Origin of the sequence: Spirosoma sp. KUDC1026 (assembly GCF_013375035.1) — a bacterium.
In the GTDB taxonomy this organism is placed as follows: domain Bacteria; phylum Bacteroidota; class Bacteroidia; order Cytophagales; family Spirosomataceae; genus Spirosoma.
Genome location: NZ_CP056032.1, coordinates 60,107 through 77,934 on the forward strand (window position 1 = coordinate 60,107; position 17,828 = coordinate 77,934).

16 protein-coding genes are annotated in these 17,828 nt (G+C 53.2%); 5 read left to right on the forward strand and 11 right to left on the reverse strand.

Annotated elements, in window-relative coordinates; all coding sequences use genetic code 11:
• Positions 1-87 precede the first annotated feature (87 nt).
• The 3 genes from HU175_RS00235 to HU175_RS00245 all read right to left on the reverse strand — a co-directional run bounded on the left by HU175_RS00235 (position 88) and on the right by HU175_RS00245 (position 3,647).
• Positions 88-792 (reverse strand): ABC transporter ATP-binding protein, encoded by a 705-nt coding sequence (locus HU175_RS00235; RefSeq protein ID WP_176564675.1) that lies wholly within the window; start codon positions 790-792, stop codon positions 88-90.
• 126 nt (positions 793-918) lie between these two features.
• Positions 919-2,331, reverse strand: coding sequence for a TolC family protein (locus HU175_RS00240; RefSeq protein WP_176569071.1), 1,413 nt, complete (start codon positions 2,329-2,331; stop codon positions 919-921).
• Positions 2,332-2,393: 62 nt separating this feature from the next.
• Entirely contained in the window at positions 2,394-3,647 is a 1,254-nt protein-coding gene (locus tag HU175_RS00245; protein WP_176564676.1) for an efflux RND transporter periplasmic adaptor subunit, read from the reverse strand.
• Between the two features lie 286 nt (positions 3,648-3,933).
• Here HU175_RS00245 and HU175_RS00250 point away from each other — a divergent pair, with 286 nt between their 5' ends.
• The gene (locus tag HU175_RS00250; RefSeq protein WP_176564677.1) at positions 3,934-7,197 is read left to right on the forward strand and encodes a SusC/RagA family TonB-linked outer membrane protein; all 3,264 of its coding nucleotides are present in this window, start codon (positions 3,934-3,936) and stop codon (positions 7,195-7,197) included.
• Between the two features lie 56 nt (positions 7,198-7,253).
• Positions 7,254-8,564, forward strand: coding sequence for a RagB/SusD family nutrient uptake outer membrane protein (locus HU175_RS00255; protein ID WP_176564678.1), 1,311 nt, complete (start codon positions 7,254-7,256; stop codon positions 8,562-8,564).
• 62 nt (positions 8,565-8,626) lie between these two features.
• Here the strand turns inward: HU175_RS00255 and HU175_RS00260 are convergent, their stop codons facing one another.
• The 5 genes from HU175_RS00260 to HU175_RS00280 all read right to left on the reverse strand — a co-directional run bounded on the left by HU175_RS00260 (position 8,627) and on the right by HU175_RS00280 (position 12,838).
• Positions 8,627-10,225: an FAD-binding protein gene (locus HU175_RS00260; protein WP_176564679.1), complete on the reverse strand. Its 1,599-nt coding sequence runs from the start codon at positions 10,223-10,225 to the stop codon at positions 8,627-8,629.
• Positions 10,226-10,253: 28 nt separating this feature from the next.
• Complete coding sequence (locus HU175_RS00265; protein ID WP_176564680.1) at positions 10,254-10,619, reverse strand: hypothetical protein; 366 nt, start codon at positions 10,617-10,619, stop codon at positions 10,254-10,256.
• A gap of 127 nt (positions 10,620-10,746) precedes the next feature.
• A complete protein-coding gene (locus HU175_RS00270; RefSeq protein ID WP_176564681.1) occupies positions 10,747-11,838 on the reverse strand; it encodes a Gfo/Idh/MocA family protein in 1,092 nt (363 codons plus the stop codon).
• A gap of 175 nt (positions 11,839-12,013) precedes the next feature.
• Positions 12,014-12,259, reverse strand: coding sequence for a hypothetical protein (locus HU175_RS00275; RefSeq protein ID WP_176564682.1), 246 nt, complete (start codon positions 12,257-12,259; stop codon positions 12,014-12,016).
• A 204-nt stretch (positions 12,260-12,463) separates the two neighbouring features.
• Complete coding sequence (locus HU175_RS00280; protein WP_176564683.1) at positions 12,464-12,838, reverse strand: hypothetical protein; 375 nt, start codon at positions 12,836-12,838, stop codon at positions 12,464-12,466.
• 177 nt (positions 12,839-13,015) lie between these two features.
• Between HU175_RS00280 and HU175_RS00285 the strand changes: the two genes are divergently transcribed.
• Together HU175_RS00285 and HU175_RS00290 are read left to right on the forward strand one after the other, a co-directional pair.
• Positions 13,016-13,438, forward strand: coding sequence for a hypothetical protein (locus HU175_RS00285; RefSeq protein WP_176564684.1), 423 nt, complete (start codon positions 13,016-13,018; stop codon positions 13,436-13,438).
• A gap of 4 nt (positions 13,439-13,442) precedes the next feature.
• Complete coding sequence (locus HU175_RS00290) at positions 13,443-13,850, forward strand: hypothetical protein (RefSeq protein WP_176564685.1); 408 nt, start codon at positions 13,443-13,445, stop codon at positions 13,848-13,850.
• 257 nt (positions 13,851-14,107) lie between these two features.
• On the opposite strand, the gene HU175_RS00295 is transcribed toward HU175_RS00290, so the two are convergent.
• Entirely contained in the window at positions 14,108-15,844 is a 1,737-nt protein-coding gene (locus HU175_RS00295) for an APC family permease (RefSeq protein ID WP_176564686.1), read from the reverse strand.
• 38 nt (positions 15,845-15,882) lie between these two features.
• On the reverse strand, positions 15,883-16,320 hold the full coding sequence (locus HU175_RS25050; protein ID WP_176564687.1) for a mechanosensitive ion channel domain-containing protein: 438 nt from the start codon (positions 16,318-16,320) through the stop codon (positions 15,883-15,885).
• Between the two features lie 9 nt (positions 16,321-16,329).
• Between HU175_RS25050 and HU175_RS00305 the strand changes: the two genes are divergently transcribed.
• Positions 16,330-16,737, forward strand: coding sequence for a hypothetical protein (locus HU175_RS00305; RefSeq protein WP_176564688.1), 408 nt, complete (start codon positions 16,330-16,332; stop codon positions 16,735-16,737).
• A gap of 9 nt (positions 16,738-16,746) precedes the next feature.
• Here HU175_RS00305 and HU175_RS00310 read toward each other — a convergent pair whose 3' ends face one another.
• Positions 16,747-17,778, reverse strand: coding sequence for a galactitol-1-phosphate 5-dehydrogenase (locus tag HU175_RS00310; protein WP_176564689.1), 1,032 nt, complete (start codon positions 17,776-17,778; stop codon positions 16,747-16,749).
• Between the last annotated feature and the right edge of the window lie 50 nt (positions 17,779-17,828).

The window sequence follows — 17,828 nt, forward strand, 5'->3', positions numbered from 1 at the left end:
GAGGATGGAGCAAGGGGGTTGGCATAGGGTTTAGGGCATGGGGGGCGGGCAAATCACCGAACCGGCTTTTTACCTAACCCCTTCACCCTACGCCCTCTGCCCCGCGCCCACCGCTAATACCGAGTCACCAACCATCGTGCCGTCGAAAAGCCGGACAAGCCGGTGGGTCTTCTTGGCCATTGCTTCGTCGTGGGTCACCATTACGATCGTACTTCCGTCCGTGTTTAGTTGCTGGAGAATGTTCATAATCTCGTTCCCCATCGCGCTGTCAAGATTTCCGGTTGGTTCATCGGCCAGGATGATCTCGGGACGCCCGACGATGGCCCGGGCAATGGCCACGCGTTGCTTTTGGCCGCCCGATAGCTGGTTCGGAAAATGTTTCATTCGGTTGCTCAGGCCCACCCGTTCCAGCGCTTCACGGGCCAGCTCCCGTCGCGACCCACCAGTAGCATCGCCCTTCCGGTAGAGGAGCGGTATCTCTACGTTGTCCAGCACCGACAGGTCGTTGATCAGGTGGAAGCTCTGGAAGATGAAACCGATCTTCTGGTTCCGTAACCGAGCCAGTTCCTTGTCGCGATAATGCGTCACGGCTTGCCCGTCGATCGCTACGTTACCCTTACTCGGGGCGTCCAGTAGGCCCATCAGGTTCATGAGCGTGGATTTTCCGCAGCCGCTCGGCCCCATGATGGACAGAAATTCACCCGCTTTTACGTGCAGGTTGACATTTGTCAGCGCCAGCGTCTCAATGGTGCTGGTGCGGTACACTTTTTCGATGTTTTGAAGAGTTATCATGATTTTTATTTTTATCTCGTTTAACCACACCCCCAACCCCTCTCCTAAAACAGGAGAGAGGAGAAAATCCGAGTCTGCCCCCCTCTCCTGTTTTAGGAGAGGGGCCGGGGGTGTGGTGGCCGCTTCCTATTTAATCTTCTCATTGGTTTCAAAATCATACAAGGTCAGTAAACGTAGCGTGTAAAATGCCTGCCAGTAGTCGCGCAGGGCCAGGATGGCGTCGCGCCGGGCGCGGTCTTTATCCTGCGTGGCGATCCCCAGATCCGTTACGCTCAGGTCACTAAGTTTAAAGCGGTCCTGAGCAATCTGATAACGTGCCTGCGCAATCTGATCGGCTTCGGCGGTAAGCTCCACCTGCTGTCGGAGCATCTGAATGAGCGTTACCTGCGTGTAAATTTCCTGTTCAAACGTCCGTTTCGACTGCTCTACCGTTTGTACGGCCAGCTGCTGATTGGCGCGGGCGGTTTCCGTACGCGCTTTGGTACGTCCCCAGGTCATGACGGGCAGCGCAAACCGAATCTCTACGAACTCCCGATCCTGCGGCCGGGCGTACACGTCCGTCGGACGGACACCACGGTTGGACAGACCGAACTCCGCGTTGAGCATGGCATTGAGTCCGTTCTCTTTCCGGGCTTTATCAACTGCGCTGTCCGCTTCGAGTAGCCTCCGCTGGAACGCGATCGCTGCCGACCGGTTGGCGAACGCCTGCGTCAGGGCCAAATTGATATCGACCGGAAAATCGCCCAGTTGCGTAGGAACGACCAGTTCGAGCAATCGATTCTCGCGGGCACTCAGGTACGATCGGAGCTTAAGCGAGGCCACTTCGGCCGTCTGACGCGCCGACGCCAGATCTTTCTGCGCGTTCAGGACGCTGAGTTGCAGTTGCAGCAGATCGTTACGTGACACTTTACCCAAGGCCAGTTTGTGCTCCGCTATTTTATAGAGCGTATCGTTGTTGACCCGGTTCGTTTCAGCAATCTGCAGGTTCACCTGCGCCACCAGCAGTTCAAAATACAGACTCGTGGCGTCGAGTGCCACCTGCTCCATGGCTTCGATGTATTGCTGGTTACTTTCGGCGTATTTCAGCGGCTCGATCCGGCGGTCCCACTTCATCTGATTATACCGAAACAGTGGCTGATTCAGTCCAATGGCAAACGGAATCCCGTTGTAGAGCACCGTCCGATTCAGGAAGTTATCGAACCGCTGCAACTGCTGCTGGGCATACACCGATCCGCCCGTCAGCGGAATATTCTGACTCAGCGACAAATTCAGCAGGGAGTTGTTATTCGACACGGGTTGGAAGGCAATGGTGCCGTCGGGCTGCACCACCTCCACGAATGATCGCGTAAATCCCGGCAAGACGCCATCCAGACTCAGCTGCGGTTTGTAATCAGCCAGAAACGAGCGGTACTTCCAGTAGTTTGTTTTACATAACGTAGCCGCCTGTTTCCCCGCGATTGACTGCTCACGGGCTAGTTGGATTACTTCGTCCAGCGTGAGTTGCTGCGCCCTTCCTGGTATCAGAAAGCTTACCTGCATCAGCAGAAAAAGCCCCCACCAGTACCCTTGTGTCAGCGATCCGATATCACTCTTTCGCTCGTTCATTGGTTCGCAATTGTCAACTCATTCAGATGCTCATACCGGCTCAGGTCGGTTAGGATCACCCGTTCACCCGCCTGCACCCCACTTTTAATCTCGACCCAGTCGAAGTTCGACAGACCCAGTTCTACCTCCCGCCGGACCGCCCGGTCAGGACCGCTCATAATCCAAACCGACTGTTTGCGTTTGCCTTTAAAGGCCGGTCCATTTGCTACCCGAACCGCCTGTCCGCTACGATTCGTCACGATGAACACCTCGACTTTCTGGTTGGGACGTAACGACGCGTGCCGGTTGTCGTCCAGCGACACGGCAAACTGAACGACACCATTCTGCACCGAGGGCTTGATCTGCGTAATCTGCCCCCGTAACGGCGTTTCGTTGATTCTGACAATGACCGGGAGACCCATTTTTACCTGTTCGGCGTACATATCAGAGCAGGACGCTTCGATCCGGAAACTACCCAGATCCGCCAGGCGGGCCAGCATCTCGCCTTCGCTCACCGCCGACCCAATACGTTCGTTGACCCAGGTCAGCACGCCTGCCCGATCGGTTAGAATATCGGCCTGGCGAAGTTTCTGGGACAGCACCTTCAGATTCGTCGCTTCGATCTGCGCCTGGAGCTGCGATTCCTTGAGGCTGGCCCCCATCGACTCCCGGTTGTAGCTGAGGTCGTTTTCGAGTTGCTTTTTTTCCAGTTGGGCGATACGTAACGCGTTCTCGGCGCGGGTAACATCCTCCGGCGTTTGCCCGCCAACTTTTAGCAGCCGCCGGGCGTCTTCTAGCTCGGCTTTTAGCTTATTAATGTTTAGGGATTTAATCTGGTCGTTGACATCAGCATCGTACAGGTTCTTATTTAATTTCATCCGGAGCTGATCAATACCATTCTGTTTCAGCGCGAGCTGATCCTGAATTTTTTCGTACTCAATCTGCGTGAATGATTTATCAAGTTCCAGGATGGGTTGCTCCGGCCGAACGCGGGTACCGGGCGTGAGCAACACCCGCTTGATGCTGGCCCGAATGGGGCTGGTAATGATTTGCTCAAAGGCGGGAATGACTTCGCCGGTAGCATTGAGCGTATTTTCAACCGGCCCAACCTGCGCAACGGCGGTTCTGATCTCACTGGCGTTGACGGACGTTTTCAGTAACGATTGCAGCCCCGCAACAACAGCAACCAGCCCAACCACGAGTGCCAGGCCAATGAGCCAGCCGTTTCGGCGCTTTCGAGTGACAAGTTCGGGGGCTAATTCGCGGTCCATACGTTCGTACTAGTTTACGTAGTAGTAGCCAAACGACGTGCCAGCACTTAACATATTGACAATCAACCGAATTCAAGCAACATAACGTAGTAAACCGGTGCGATTCCGCAAAAGCTGTGCGATTCCGCACAAATCAGCTCCTTTTCTGTATTTTCTGTAGCTATTACCGATACTCTGTTCTGTCATGTTGACGAAATAAACAAAATCGCTCCCGTCCCTGAACAGACCATTAATATGTATATTTCGACTTTCTCTATCTGATTTTTCACGTAATCACCTTTCTTTTATGACAAACCATTACCCGCTCACTGGCCGGTATTTCTATCTTTCCTGGATACTCTGGCTAATGTTCTTCATCTCGTCAAACGCACTGGCGCAGAGTAACGCCTACACCTTGAAAGGGCGCATAACGGACAATACCGGCGCCAGTCTGCCGGGCGTTACGGTTCAACTAACTGGTACAACTAACGGAACGGCATCGGACGCGGATGGTAATTACCAGTTCAGCGTCAACCAGCGCCCCGGCGAATACGTGCTTACGTTCTCGGCGGTTGGCTACGCTCCCGTCAAAAAGCCGATTACGCTGGCGAACGTCCAGACTGTTACCACCGACGCGACACTGGGTGAGGACGTAGCCAATCTGGACGAAGTTGTGGTTGTCGGGTCGACCATCCAGACAACCCGGCGCGAACTGGGCAACACCATCAACACCATCCGCGCCGAAAACCTGGCTCAGTCGGGATCGGGCGGACTGCTGAACTCACTGCAGGGTAAAGTACCGGGCGCGCAGATCACGCAGAACTCCGGCGACCCAGCGGGCGGGATCACCGTTCGGCTGCGGGGCGTCAAGTCGTTGGGCGGGCCATCCGATCCGTTGTATGTGGTCGACGGGGTTATCGTGAGCAACACCAGTCAGAACGTATCGCAACTAGCCGTCGGCGATCAGATCGGGGGCGCCAATCCGGGCACAAACCGCCTGGCCGATATCAACCCGAATGATATTGCCACAATCAACGTCATCAACGGAGCCGCTGCTGCCGCGCAGTACGGGTCGCGGGCCATTAATGGGGTTGTCCTGATCACAACTAAACGCGGTCAAACCGGCGCCCCCCGCGTAACGCTGACCACCAGTATCAACATCAACGAACTACGGAAAAGCGTCCCGATCACGACCTACGGCAAACAGTTCGGTTACGCCAGTCTGCGCTTGCATCCTATTGCAGCCTTAACTGATCAACAACTCCCTACCTACTCGCCCCAAACTGGTGAAACGTTTGTTCGGATTTTGCGGGATGGTGCTTATGGGTCGCTACGTACCAACCTGGTGGACGTAACCCGCTACAACTATTTCGACCAGATTTTCCGGACGGGCATTGGTACCGACAATAACCTGTCGGTGTCAGGTGGCCGCGAAAACACGCAGTATTACGTATCGTTTGGCTATCTCAAAAACGAGGGGATCATCAAAGGCACCGATTTCCGTCGCTATAACCTCCGCGCCCGTGTCGACCAACGGCTCACGAACTGGGCTAAGCTATCGGTGGGTCTGAGTTACATCAACAGCTTCTCAAATGAGAAAGCCAACGGAAATGTTTTCTATAGCCCGATCAATGCGGTCAACATCACCAACAACATCTACGACATTACCCAGCGCGACGCTTCCGGCAATCTGCTGGCCGTCGAACCAACGCGCGTAAATCCCCTATCGACCATTGAGGACATGAAGTTTACGCAGGCCGTTAGCCGAACGATCAACGACGTACAGCTTAACCTGACGCCCCTGCCAGGGTTGAGTGTTGACGCGGTTGTTGGCGTGGATTCCTATTCGCAGCTGGGCAACAGTTACATCCGGCCGTATCCGTATCAGGCCACCGCCGGTCTGCCGCTCGAACGGTATCCCAACGGCTATGCCGCTACGGCGACCAACTCGGTGCTGCAGTTCAACTCCGACATTAACGCGACGTATCAGCGCGACCTGACTTCGGCGCTGAATCTGAAAGTGATTGCTGGTTTCAACTATCAATACAACCAGCAGGATTTCAGCCAGCAGAATGGCCAGAACCTGGCACCCTTCATCGAAACGGTAAGCGGTGCCGCCAGTACGACCGTTCGGGCGGGCTACGGATTGAACCGCTATAATCTGAGCGGTGTATTCGGACAGGCTACGCTGGGTTTCCGTAACCTGGCCTTTCTGACGGGCGCCCTACGGCAGGACCGTTCGACGCTGTTCTCCCCCTCGGAAACGAATCAGTTGTACCCGAAAGTGAGCGGTTCGGTAGTCGTATCGGATCTGGGTTTCTGGAAGAATTCAGGGATCAGCAGTACCTGGAACAGCTTAAAACTCCGGGCCTCGTACGGCGACGCGGGTGGGCTGACGGCCATTGGTCCCAACGATCGATTTTATCAGTATAACCCGGTTCCCTTCCTGGGAAAGAACACGATCCTGCCTAGTTCAACGCTGTCAAACCCAGCGGTACGTCCCGAACGGATGACCGAGTTAGAAGGCGGTGCCGATCTATCGCTATTTGGTGATAAAGTCAACCTGAGCATTACGGCCTATCGGCAGCGTATTCGGGATCTGACGGTACGTCGCACCTTAGCGGCATCAACGGGTGGTACGGAACTGGTAACGAACGTGGGCGAAATGGAAAACAAAGGCGTTGAGATTATGCTCGATCTGGTTCCCGTTCGTACGAAGAGCTTCAGTTGGGACCTGACATTTATCTACAACCAGAATCGTAACAAGATTCTGGCGTTAACATCCCCCCGCATTGAGCAGGCCAACGTAACGGGTGCTCCCGTCTTCCAGATTGTTGGCCAACCCGCCAGCGTGTTTTTCGGCACAGCTTACGCCCGCAACGCCGACGGATCGCTGCTACTGACAACCCAGGGATTACCGCAACAGGAAAAAGGCGCGATCTATACGGCAACGGCGACGAAACCCGTTGAACAGGTTCTGACCGAAGCTGGTATAAATCTCAACAATCTCCCCGCGGGTTCGTACGAGCTGGCCGGCACGTATTACATTCCGCAGCGCGATGCCAGCGGTCAGCCGACGGGTACGCTACTACGCAAAGTAATCGGCAACCCAAACCCAAAATGGACCGGTTCGATCAGCAGCGGCCTTACTTACAAAGCAGTATCGTTACGTTTCCTGGTTGATTTTGTGCAGGGCGTCAGTGTATTCAACGCCGACAAACGAACCCGGCAGGGCGTAGGGATTGGTGATTTTGTGGAGAAAGAAATGAAAGGCGAATTACAACGCGGTTATATCTATTCCATCTACCCCATTGAGGAATGGCGGATTGATAACGGCTCGTTCGTGAAACTGCGCGAAGTGTCGCTGTCGTACCAGGTTCCTACATTCATCAAAGGATTGACTAACCTGCGCGTATCGGCTATTGGCCGAAATTTGATCTCGTGGGATAACTACAACGGCTTTGATCCCGAAACGAACGCGGGCGGTAACTCGGATTTGCTACGTGGAATCGATTTCGGTAACGTCCCAATTCCTCGGACGTATCAACTGCAACTGACGGCATCTTTCTAACGACTCAAAACACGATCAATCGCCCACAGGGCTTGAATCGTTCGTCCACTGATATCATGAAAAAAATTATTCTTTACAGTACCCTGCTGGCCTCATTCTTAGTTCTCAACGCCTGTCAGGAGCAGTACCTGAACCCGAGCGTTGCCACCGAGCAGCAGGTTATCAATTCTACCGATGGGCTGATAACCCTCGTTAATGGATTACAATATCGCTACACCGCTACCCGCGTTGGCGTCCTGTACAACGCCGTTGCTGCCGGTGGTCTATCAGGTCGTGAGCTACGTGTTCTGAACGCAGGGAACACGGATGAGCAGAACCTGGAACTAGGCTTTAATAACGTAACGGGCAGTAATGCAGTGGTTAGGAACCTCTGGTCAACCAGCCAGCTCGTTCGCGCCAACGCGGATATCGTGCTCCAAAACGCGGATCGGGTCGTTACGAACGCCAACGTGAAAAGCGGGATCACAGCGTACGCGTCCATTTTTAAAGCGCTATCGTTGGGAACACTGGCTCAGTTCTTTGAGCAAACGCCCGTCACCACGGGTACCAACGCTCCGTTTGTGGCGCGGACGCAGGCGTTGAGCGTGGCCGTACAGCAACTCGAAGCCGCGGCTACGACCGTTACCTCAGCCAGTGTTTCCACTGATCTAACCGCGAACCGACTGGTGCCGGGTATCAACATTCCCAATACCATTCAGGCGTTGATTGCGCGCTACAGTCTGCTGGCCGGAGATTATGACAAAGCCATTGCAGCCGCTGGCCGGGTCGACCTGACGCAGCGTTCGTTTTTCTCGTTCGACGACAACACGCGTAACCCGATTTTCGAAACGGCGTTCAGCAACGTCAATGTCTTCGCACCGATCAATACGTCGCTGGGGCTACTTGGCGCGCTGATTCCAAACTCCGCCGATAAGCGGCTGTCGTTCTACATTCGGTCGAACCCAACGTCTTCGCAGAATCTGGGTACCGGTTTTTACACGGCTAATTCAGCGCCCATTCCGGTCTATCTGCCCGGTGAAATGCTGCTGATTCGGGCCGAAGCCTACGCCCGAAAAGGCGACGTAGCGAATGCGATAACGGAATTGAACAAAGTACTAACGAAAACGACCGACGCCTGGGGACTGGGTGCTGGATTACCGGCCTATAGTGGTGCGCAGACTGCCGATGCCGTACTGACAGAAATCTACCGGAACCGGGCGATTGAGCTGGCGTTCCAGGGATTCCGGCTCGAAGATAATCGTCGCTTCAACCGCCCCGGTCCCGGCACGCAGCCCAACTCGTCAGCCGAACGGACCCGCAATTTCTTGCCTTATCCGTTCACCGAACGCGACAACAACACGAGTACGCCAGCAGACCCAGCGAATTAAAGAGCGAAAGAATGAAAGAGTGAAAGAGCGATCGCTCTTTCACTCTTTCATTCTTTCGCTCTTTAAACTACTACCAATTCCCTGTCCAGTCCGCAGGTTTTCATAAATTCGTTTGTGAAGACGGCGCGGGTGGGGGCGTCCAGTAATCGATGACGTGCCTCAAGCCAGGCATCCACGTTGACATCTGTATACATCTTCCGAACGCGGTCTGCATCGATGCCAAAATTTATCTTGCCCCAGTGCATGGTAAAAGGAATTCCTAACTCATCGAGTCGACTCCAGGTCCGCACAAAAAAGTCATTTGTCGGGTTGCATTCTACACCATCCAGCTCCAGTACACAAGTTATTGGGAATCGGGTAAAGCCAAGAGTGGCGGACGTTTTTTTCACCCAGCGCATTGCCAGAATACCCGGAAAAGCTTTTTTCTTATTCAGCGCCACAATAGCTTCCAGTACGCGCGGGCTATCTCTTGAATCGATACCAATGGCTGCGCTGGCGGCTTTTCCCCGAATGCTTGTACTCCCGAAAAAGTCCTTTATCGTACCAACCCACCCGTTCGTGTGTTCGATGGCCTGCGGATACAGTACGTTCACTAACGGCGGAATAAGTTGTTTGGGTACCATCCGGTCTAGTAGTGTCTGAATCAACCCCATTGTATCATCGCCATACGTAAATCCCGGTTTGGCGGGTGGTATACTGCCGGATGGCTTGGTCAAGTGCTTATACAGCACCCGAACGTAAGGCCCTTTTGTCTTGTCTGCCCCCGTCAAATCCAACTGGTGCGGATTGAAAATAAGCTGAAAATGGTAAGGTTCTGCGCTGGGTTTGGCTGATGGCATCCCCAATGTTTTGGCGAGTTCCGAGAAATCACAGCCGGTCATGGCTTTCTTAAGACCTTCGTCATAAGGGATACTTTCCTTACTGTATGACTTGAGCCAGAACATATCGGCCACCTCCAGCATAATGCCGTGAATAAAGCCGAACGAACCGAAACTCACCACGGCGGCATTGAACACATCGTCGTCGCGAATCACTTCTGTTACGTCCAGCGTATCTAAAAACGCCTGCCCCGCTACAGGATACGATGCCCGTTCCAGCCAGACGTGCCGGTCAGGACCGCAAACGAGGTGCAGCCCGACAATGGTATCGTGCACAGCACCGAAGTCAAACGCACCACCGTGCGTTCCCGTCGACGTAGCGCCCGCAATCGTTTGCCCATTACTGCCGCCTGAAGCTCTCACCGACTTATTACGTGCCTCAAGCAATTGCTCCAAAATATGAATGGTGGTGCCGCATTCTGTAAAGAATAGGTTATCGGCCGATTTTCCCTCGTTCAGGTAGGCCGGAGCCACTGAACCTGGTCGCACCGCAAATGTTTGCATCAGAGCATTAGTGTCAATCATACCCCCATTCGTGACGCCCACTTTGGCAAACGACCAGTTTTTGCCAATGGCCCGCAGACGGATATTGTTGTCTATGGCGTGTTTGATCAGCCACTGAAAATTAGCCGTCGTCTGCCTATACTCTGATTTACTGTCCGGCATACCGCTGGGAATACTCAGCTTAAACGACGCATCCGGCGTAAGTACCTGTGTGAAATTTTCGTGGCGATTCGTCAGGCTCTTGATCGCTAGTTGCTGAAGTCCATTGGGAAGATTCATCGTGAGGAAGGGATAAGGACGGGATAGATCAGATAGAATCGGTAGGTGGTACGTAGGGCATGCATCGCCACTGGACACGTCGTTTGCTAACGATACCAAGCGTAACAGCCGAGAGGAGATACTGCCCGAACGTAGTTTCTACCATTACGCCGTTGAGGTGATTGGCCCTCGGGTCGCAGGGCGGCTCAAAATCTTTGGGTTGCAGGAGGCCCCAGAAATAGGCGGTCGATGTCCTTTTGTCGTAGGGCACGTTATCAGGGTTGTTAGCGTCAGGCTCCGTGATAATCCGCGTCGTTACGCAACCGGGCAGCGTCAGGACAAGGACGTACAAAAAAAGGCCCGCGTACCCCTTTCGGATACGGGCGGGCCAACTGGCAGGTTGAGGAGATTGCATGGCAGAGTGGTTCGAGATTCATACTATGAAGAAGTTATGAATCCCAAACCATCACCAAGCTAACTCACTGATCAAACGGCAGGTGGGGTTATTGAAAGGTACAAAGAGCGATCGCACCAGAAGGATTTCACTCTTTCATTCTTTCGCTCTTTATCACCTCTCCTGATCTCGTCGATTCATAAATCGCCTGGAAAAGTGCGACTACTTTACGACCATCTTCGCCGGTGACCAGCGGTGGGCGGTTTTCGCGAATGGCGTCGCGGAAGTCAGCGATTTGTAAGCCGAAGAAGTAGGACGTAGCGTCAATCTGATTAAAGAAGTCGGTATCCTCGGCCACGAACTGCGCCAGTTGATTTTCTTCACCCGAAATAGTCCAGAGATCGTTGACCGGTGGCTCGGCTATGCTCGACCGTCCGGCAATGAACATCGCTCCGCCGTCAGTCTGCACACCTACTGATGCGCCGTTCTGTCCATGTACATGCACTTTTCCGAAGATTCCCGGCTTCTGCGCGTTGCTGACGACGATGTTACCCAGGCCACCGTCTTTGAACTTCACGATGGCCAGCGCTGTATCATCTACTTCGATGTACGGATGATTGACGTTACGCCAGACACCATAGACCTCCTCGACTTCGCCCATGTACCACAGCAGGAGATCGAGTTGGTGCGGAGCCTGATTAACCAGGACGCCCCCACCCTCGCCCGACCACGTACCACGCCAGGGATCGCTCTGGTAATACGCTTCGTCGCGCCAGCCGTACATCTGCACGACGCCCAGCGCGGGAGCTCCCAATTTGCCCGTGTCAATGGCCTGCCGGATACGCTGGCAGGGTGCGTAGAACCGGCGCTGACTGATCACGCCTAACTGGCGATCGTTACGTCTGGCGGCTGCCAGCATCGCATCGCAGTCTTCCAGCGAGGACGCCAGCGGTTTCTCGACCAGCACGTGCGACCCGGCATCCAGCGCGGCCACTGTCGGGTCTCGGTGGGCCGGGTGCGGGGTGCAGACCAGGCAAAGGTCTACCCGTTCGCGACTCACCATATCAGCGACGTCGTTGTAGGCCGGGATGTCATACACCTGGGCAAAGGCAGTCGTCTTTTCGGGGGTCCGGCCATAAACGGCCACAAGTTCAGTACCGGGCGTCTGCAACACGCCTTTCGCGTGCAGGTGGGCAACTTTACCGGGGCCAACAATGGCAATACGGAGGGGATGGGGCATTATGGGTAAGTTGATTTCGTCAGAAAGCACGCAAGGCTACCGAAAACGATAAGCAGGAAAGAAGTGCTCTTTACTTATGACCAACTCATCAAAAGTAGTATCAGGCCATTAACCGTGACTACGTCGAGGTAAGTGCGTAAACCCCCTGTAGAGGTAGTACGCTCCCTCCTGTTTATCATTTGTAGCTGCCGTTCACCAACAGTTCACCATCTTCGGTGACGGAGTAGCTTTCGACGTTTTCGTATTCTTTTACCTCGTAGTTGTCCTCGGGTTGCAGGTTATATTTTTGCTTAAAAAGATCTTCCGCCTGCTCCCTGGTTTGATTCACAAAAACGGCAAAATATTGATACGGCTCCTTCCGGTAAACAATCAGTGTAACGGGGCTAGGACTGGTCAGATAGGCTGCGGTTTGATTTTGCATGGCAACTGGGTTATGTAGATTAGTTAGCCCGTAAACTCCCTGCGATCAGCCTTTGTTTACCATACCTCATACGCTAGTAACCGCCACTACAGCGGTCTAATCGACAGCACTTAAAGCTGGATCATTCTTCTACTACAAAAAGATCGAACAGTCGTAATTCTGCATGGCCTGTCAGTTGGTGCTTCGTTCACGGCACAAAAGCGATTAGTCAAACCGGCTCATCCGCTCGTTGTACCGGTCGAGCAGTTCATCGTCTACCGCGCCCGTTTGCTGCAGATCAAACCGGAGAAAATCAGCCCGGTCGGCTCCCACGAGCATGCCCTCAAATTTTAACTCTTCATCCACCCAGTCCGACGTTTTGTGCAGCGCAACGGCCTGTGTGAGAACGGCCTGAATAATAGTGGTAGTCCGCTCTAGGCTTTGCGTTGTCAGAAGCAGCGTTTTCAACGATCTGGTAAAATCCAGACAGGTTGGTTCCTGGGCAGGTAATTCGGTATTCGCCCATTGCTGCGTTAGGGTTTGAATTGCTTCTTTATAAGGCGAATGTTCCAGATCATCAGGGCGAATGCGTAGGGTCACAGGCAAGGCACACAATTTTTGAGAAAACGTTACTTTCGAAAGTATGTTTAGAACGACTTAATCAGGTCGGTTTGTTTTTAGGATGTGACGTTCCAAGCTGGCTAATAATGAATTATAACTGCCTTCCAACGCAACGCCCCTAAATCGGGTTATCTGTTCAAAACTCATTGAAATGGTATGACTCGTTATCTCCTGCTGCTCGCTTTTCTTCTGGTTGAAGGCTGCCAACGGTCTATCGATCCGGGCGACCCGCTCTATCAGACCTGGCGCTGGACAAAGACCAGATACGAGGACGGACGATTAATTCAGAGAACCGCTGATGCCTCGTCTGTCATAAGCTTCCGACCGAATGGCACTATTTTATACGGAGTGGATGGACGTTATGCCGCCTGCTGCTTTCCAAATCGTTTTCGACGGCAGGCCAATAGACTCTACTTCTCTTCTGTTGACCATATTCCAGTGCCGCGCGTCGATAATGCAGAGCGGTGCTACTCTGTCGACTGTATCGGCCAGGGCGATTTCTGGCAAATCAATATCCTGACTGACAGCAGCCTAACCTTAAAAACAAACTTTGGTGAATTGATCTGTATTCCCTATTAATGATATGAAACGTATTCTCCCGTTTGCCGTTCTACTCGCCATGTGCGTCGCCTGCCATAAGGACACCAGCGTCGGTCCCGCCAATCTACTTTTCCAGCGCTGGCAACTGCTCCAAAGAAAACGGATCGGCGATACAGCGTGGATGGTATACAATACGGATGGAGTTTACGATACCGAATACCGCCAAGACGGTACGTTGGTTTACAGACGAGATGGCGTTATCCAGTCGGGTCAGTGCTGCCGGGGAAACTTATTCCGACGCGACGGAGCAAAAATTATCTATTCTGATTTTACCAGTTGTCCCACTGTATTCTGTGCGTCGGTACAATCTGTGGTCATTCAGCAATTGACAGACAACCTGCTGGAGTTGAATGACGGAGCGTACATCATACAATACCAATCCGTTCGGTAATTGAATTACGGTTTCAGCACCACCTTGATCAACCCTTTCTCTTTGTCGTACAGTCGTTTGAACCAGTTTGCCTCTTTAGCGGCACCTCGGCGCTCAAAATGACTTCGACGTTCATGCGTCCCGAAGAAATCAATTCTAAAGCGGCTTCGTATTCGCCGTTGATGGCGCAGGAACCCTGCAAACGCAATTGACGCGGGAGAAGACTACGTCAACGTTTTTCGGGGTTCAAACTAGCGTGCTGGTCTGGCCCCGGAAAACTAAATAATCAGCCGAACCCCACAAAGTTGTTCGACCCGATATTGAAACCGCTGTCCGGGGGAACCGATAAACATGAAGTTAGTAGGAATCTGCCATTTAGCCGATAACTCTCCGATCAGTTCCGGCCCAAAAGACCCCTGGATTCGCTCGTAGGTAACATCAATCTCCGGGTAGGCACGGTCAAGCGCTTCGATGTCCCGGTGCAGGTGTTCCGGGGCCTGGAAATGCTCATTTTCGATGGTTACGATACGCAACCGATTTGTTTCTTCATTATCCTGAATATAGATCATGACCCGGTTAAGTGACGCGATATCATCACCCTTCGAGAAGAAAACAAACTCCTGATCGTTGATTTTCTTAATCGTTTCGTTGGTCCAGCGGGTAAATCGCTCAATACCTCTTTTCAGCGGTCGAAACAAGTACAGGATAATCGATAACAACCCACTTAGCAGCAGAGTCCGGTCCATCATTATCAATGCTACCAGAAACGTCGGGATAAAGTATTCGAAAAACACCAGTACGTATTGCGGATTAAACATTACGTTACCCGCCAAGGCTGCCCCCACGGCGATTAGAGCCAGAAATACCGAACCAGATGTTGCCCGCTGCGGCCGGGGAAGCCGTTTTCGCCGGAGTTTAAGCAACAGATTACCGATGCCAAATAAGCCCATCACCGACAGAAAAGAAATTGTATAAACACCCGCCAGCGCCTGTAGTTCCCCCCCCGTACTCAGCAATACAGCTACGCACAGCACGAAAAAGACCAGTAGAATGTAGTAAGGAGCCTGCCGGTTATTCTCCTTTAACAGAAACTGGGGAAAGATGCGGTCCAGCGTCATGCGCTTGATCAAACCGCTTACCCCTACGAACGACGTCAGAACAGCCCCGCTTAATACCAGCACGGCGTCGAAGGATACCAGCCAGGAAAGCCAGTGCCCCCCCGACCGCTCGCCCATGAACGCCAGTAGTGACTGCTGGTAGTTCTGTACGTTATCCAGGGGAATAAGGCCAAGCGCCAGGATAGCAATGAGCGGGTTGAAGATGGTTACAATGATCCACATGTTCCGCAGGGTCTTGGGAAATACCCCCCGGTCCTGTTCTTCGACGTAGTTAGCGGAACTTTCAAATCCGGAAATACCAAGCATAGCCGCCGAAAAGCCCGCAAAGAGCTGGAAGGGAATACTCTGTTCCGATTTGAGAGTAAAATTAAGCCGAAACTGCCCAGTCCCTTCAGTAATCAGATGCCAGCCGCACACCAGACACAGGATGCTTAACGTGGCCAAGTGAATGATAAAAATAACTACCGCTGCTTTCGACGATTCTTTTAAACCGAGCAGATTCAGCAGAAAAAACAGAAGCAACAGGCCAATGGTACCCAGAATAATTGGTAGTGACGGACTGAAGATTGCAGCATAGTGAATCGCTTCGTTCGCCGAAATCACACTGGTGGCTACGTACGACAGGATAGTGAGGCAGGCAGCTAGCGACGCCATGGATTTGTTGGCCGAGTTGAGCAGTACATTGTACGCTCCACCATTGAGGGGTAACGCCCCAACGACTTCTCCGTAAATTTTTCGGAACAAAAACAAGGTCCCCCCTACCAGCAGCAGCGAAATCCACGCGTACTGACCTGCGTACAGCAGGCTGAGGGCCGATACGTACAGGCAGGATGAACTGATGTCATTTCCACAGATAGCTGTTGCTGGCAATTCGCTTAACTTGGCGTGTTTTTCCATCGAAGGGGTTAGGCTAGAATCATTCACTACCAACAAGTCTACGCATTTCGACGGTTTTCTGCCAGCGCCACGTTCATTTCGTTGCAAAACCAGACTTCCTGCTGCGGGAACGGAATGGTTATGCGATGTTGCCCAAAAAGCGCATCGATCCGAAAACGCAGATCGCTTTTCACAAACTCTATCTTCAGAAAATCGTAACTGTAAAAAAACAATTTAAAATCCAGCGACGAAGCTCCGAACTCCCGGAACTGTACGGAGGCTGCAGATGTCTGCAAAACCTGCGGGTGCTCGCTAGCTACCTGCAGCAAAAGCGCCTTTACCAGGGATAAGTTACTCCCGTAGACAAGTAGTTCGTGAAGCCGTAGATACGCACAGAGGATGAGTGCTATAAGGGTCCTATTAGACAGGTCCCTTATAGTTTGTCCATTCGTTTCCAACGCAACGCCCCTGAATCGGGTCATCTGCTCAAAACTCATTGAAATGGTATGACTCGTTATCTCCTGCTGCTTCTTGTCGCGCTCTCCGTCGCCTGTCACAAGGACACCAGCGTCGGTCCCGCCAATTTACTTTTCCAGCGCTGGCAACTGCTCCAAAGCAAACGGATCGGCGATACAGCGTGGGTCGTGCATGATACGGATGGAGTTTACGATACCGAATACCGACAGAACGGTGCGTTGGTTTACAGACGGGACGGCGTTGTGCTGCCCCAGCAGTGCTGTGCACCTACTCATTTTCGCGGCAAAGGAAAAGAGATCACCTACACAACTGTGACCAGTTGTCCGTATGCGCTCTGCGCAGGTACCATCTTACCCGCTACTATTCAGAAACTGACCCCTGACCTACTGGAGTTGAATGACGGTATCTATATCATGCAGTATCAATCCGTTCAGTGACCAAATCCGCTACGGTTTCAGCACCACTTTGATTAATCCTTTCTCTTTGTCGTACAGCCGTTTGAACCAGTCTGCTCCCTCAGCCAGCGGCACCTCGGCGCTCAAGATGGCCTCGACGTTCATACGGCCGGAGGAAATCAACGCCAGAGCTGCTTCGTACTCGCCGTTGATGGCACAGGAGCCCTGCAAACGCAATTGACGTGTAACGACGGCCTGTAACGGAATCTCGACCGTGGGCGCGAGATTACCCACCAACGTAACGGTAGCCCCTTTCCGGACACAGTCGATGGCTGTTTTCACAGTTGGCCCGGCGCCTACCACCTCAAACGATACGTCGGCACCGCGACCGTGGGTGAGCGCCTGTACCTGCTGGGCTACGTCAGCCGAACGGGCATTGATGATGTGCGTAGCGCCCAATTCATTCGCCAAGGCCAGCCGGTCGTCGTCCAGGTCAATGGCGATGATCGTGGCGCAACCCGCCAGCTTCAGCGCCTGAATCACGAATAGACCAATCATACCAGCGCCTACCACCACGGCCGAATCGTTGATGTGGATGGGCGTCAGACTCACGGCATGCAGCGCGACCGCCACCGGCTCGACCAGGGCGGCCTGCGTGAACGTAACGTTGTCGGGAATGGCGTAGAGAATGTGCTGCGGCACGGATACGTATTCGGCAAAAGCGCCCTGCCGTTTGAAGTCAGGAGTGGAAACGCCCACCACTTCGCGTCCGTCGCTGAGGTTATACATGCCCCGTCGGCTGTACCAGTCGTCCAGCGCGTAAACAGTTGAATCGAACGTAACGCGGTCGCCGGTGGCCCAGTCTTTTACGTCGCTGCCCACCTCGGCAATGATGCCCGACGCTTCGTGGCCCATCGTGATGGGCGGAATCCGCCGACCGCTGCTGCCGTCCATGCCATGCACATCAGACCCGCAGATACCAACGGCCTGTACCCGTACCAGCACCTCATTGGGTTTGATGGTGGGTTTGGCGACGTCCTGTAATTCAAAATGATTGTATTCCGTAAGAACCAGTGCTTTCATCGTCGTTGCCCGGACAAGTCCGGTCGTTAAAGAGTAGTCAACCACGGCCT

Coding starts and splice junctions, on each gene's coding strand:
- HU175_RS00235 (WP_176564675.1), bottom strand. CDS start 792: ATGATAACTCTTCAAAACATCGAAAAAGTGTACCGCACCAGCACCATT.
- HU175_RS00240 (WP_176569071.1), bottom strand. CDS start 2,331: ATGCAGGTAAGCTTTCTGATACCAGGAAGGGCGCAGCAACTCACGCTG.
- HU175_RS00245 (WP_176564676.1), bottom strand. CDS start 3,647: ATGGACCGCGAATTAGCCCCCGAACTTGTCACTCGAAAGCGCCGAAAC.
- HU175_RS00250 (WP_176564677.1), top strand. CDS start 3,934: ATGACAAACCATTACCCGCTCACTGGCCGGTATTTCTATCTTTCCTGG.
- HU175_RS00255 (WP_176564678.1), top strand. CDS start 7,254: ATGAAAAAAATTATTCTTTACAGTACCCTGCTGGCCTCATTCTTAGTT.
- HU175_RS00260 (WP_176564679.1), bottom strand. CDS start 10,225: ATGAATCTTCCCAATGGACTTCAGCAACTAGCGATCAAGAGCCTGACG.
- HU175_RS00265 (WP_176564680.1), bottom strand. CDS start 10,619: ATGCAATCTCCTCAACCTGCCAGTTGGCCCGCCCGTATCCGAAAGGGG.
- HU175_RS00270 (WP_176564681.1), bottom strand. CDS start 11,838: ATGCCCCATCCCCTCCGTATTGCCATTGTTGGCCCCGGTAAAGTTGCC.
- HU175_RS00275 (WP_176564682.1), bottom strand. CDS start 12,259: ATGCAAAATCAAACCGCAGCCTATCTGACCAGTCCTAGCCCCGTTACA.
- HU175_RS00285 (WP_176564684.1), top strand. CDS start 13,016: ATGACTCGTTATCTCCTGCTGCTCGCTTTTCTTCTGGTTGAAGGCTGC.
- HU175_RS00290 (WP_176564685.1), top strand. CDS start 13,443: ATGAAACGTATTCTCCCGTTTGCCGTTCTACTCGCCATGTGCGTCGCC.
- HU175_RS00295 (WP_176564686.1), bottom strand. CDS start 15,844: ATGGAAAAACACGCCAAGTTAAGCGAATTGCCAGCAACAGCTATCTGT.
- HU175_RS25050 (WP_176564687.1), bottom strand. CDS start 16,320: ATGAGTTTTGAGCAGATGACCCGATTCAGGGGCGTTGCGTTGGAAACG.
- HU175_RS00305 (WP_176564688.1), top strand. CDS start 16,330: ATGACTCGTTATCTCCTGCTGCTTCTTGTCGCGCTCTCCGTCGCCTGT.
- HU175_RS00310 (WP_176564689.1), bottom strand. CDS start 17,778: ATGAAAGCACTGGTTCTTACGGAATACAATCATTTTGAATTACAGGAC.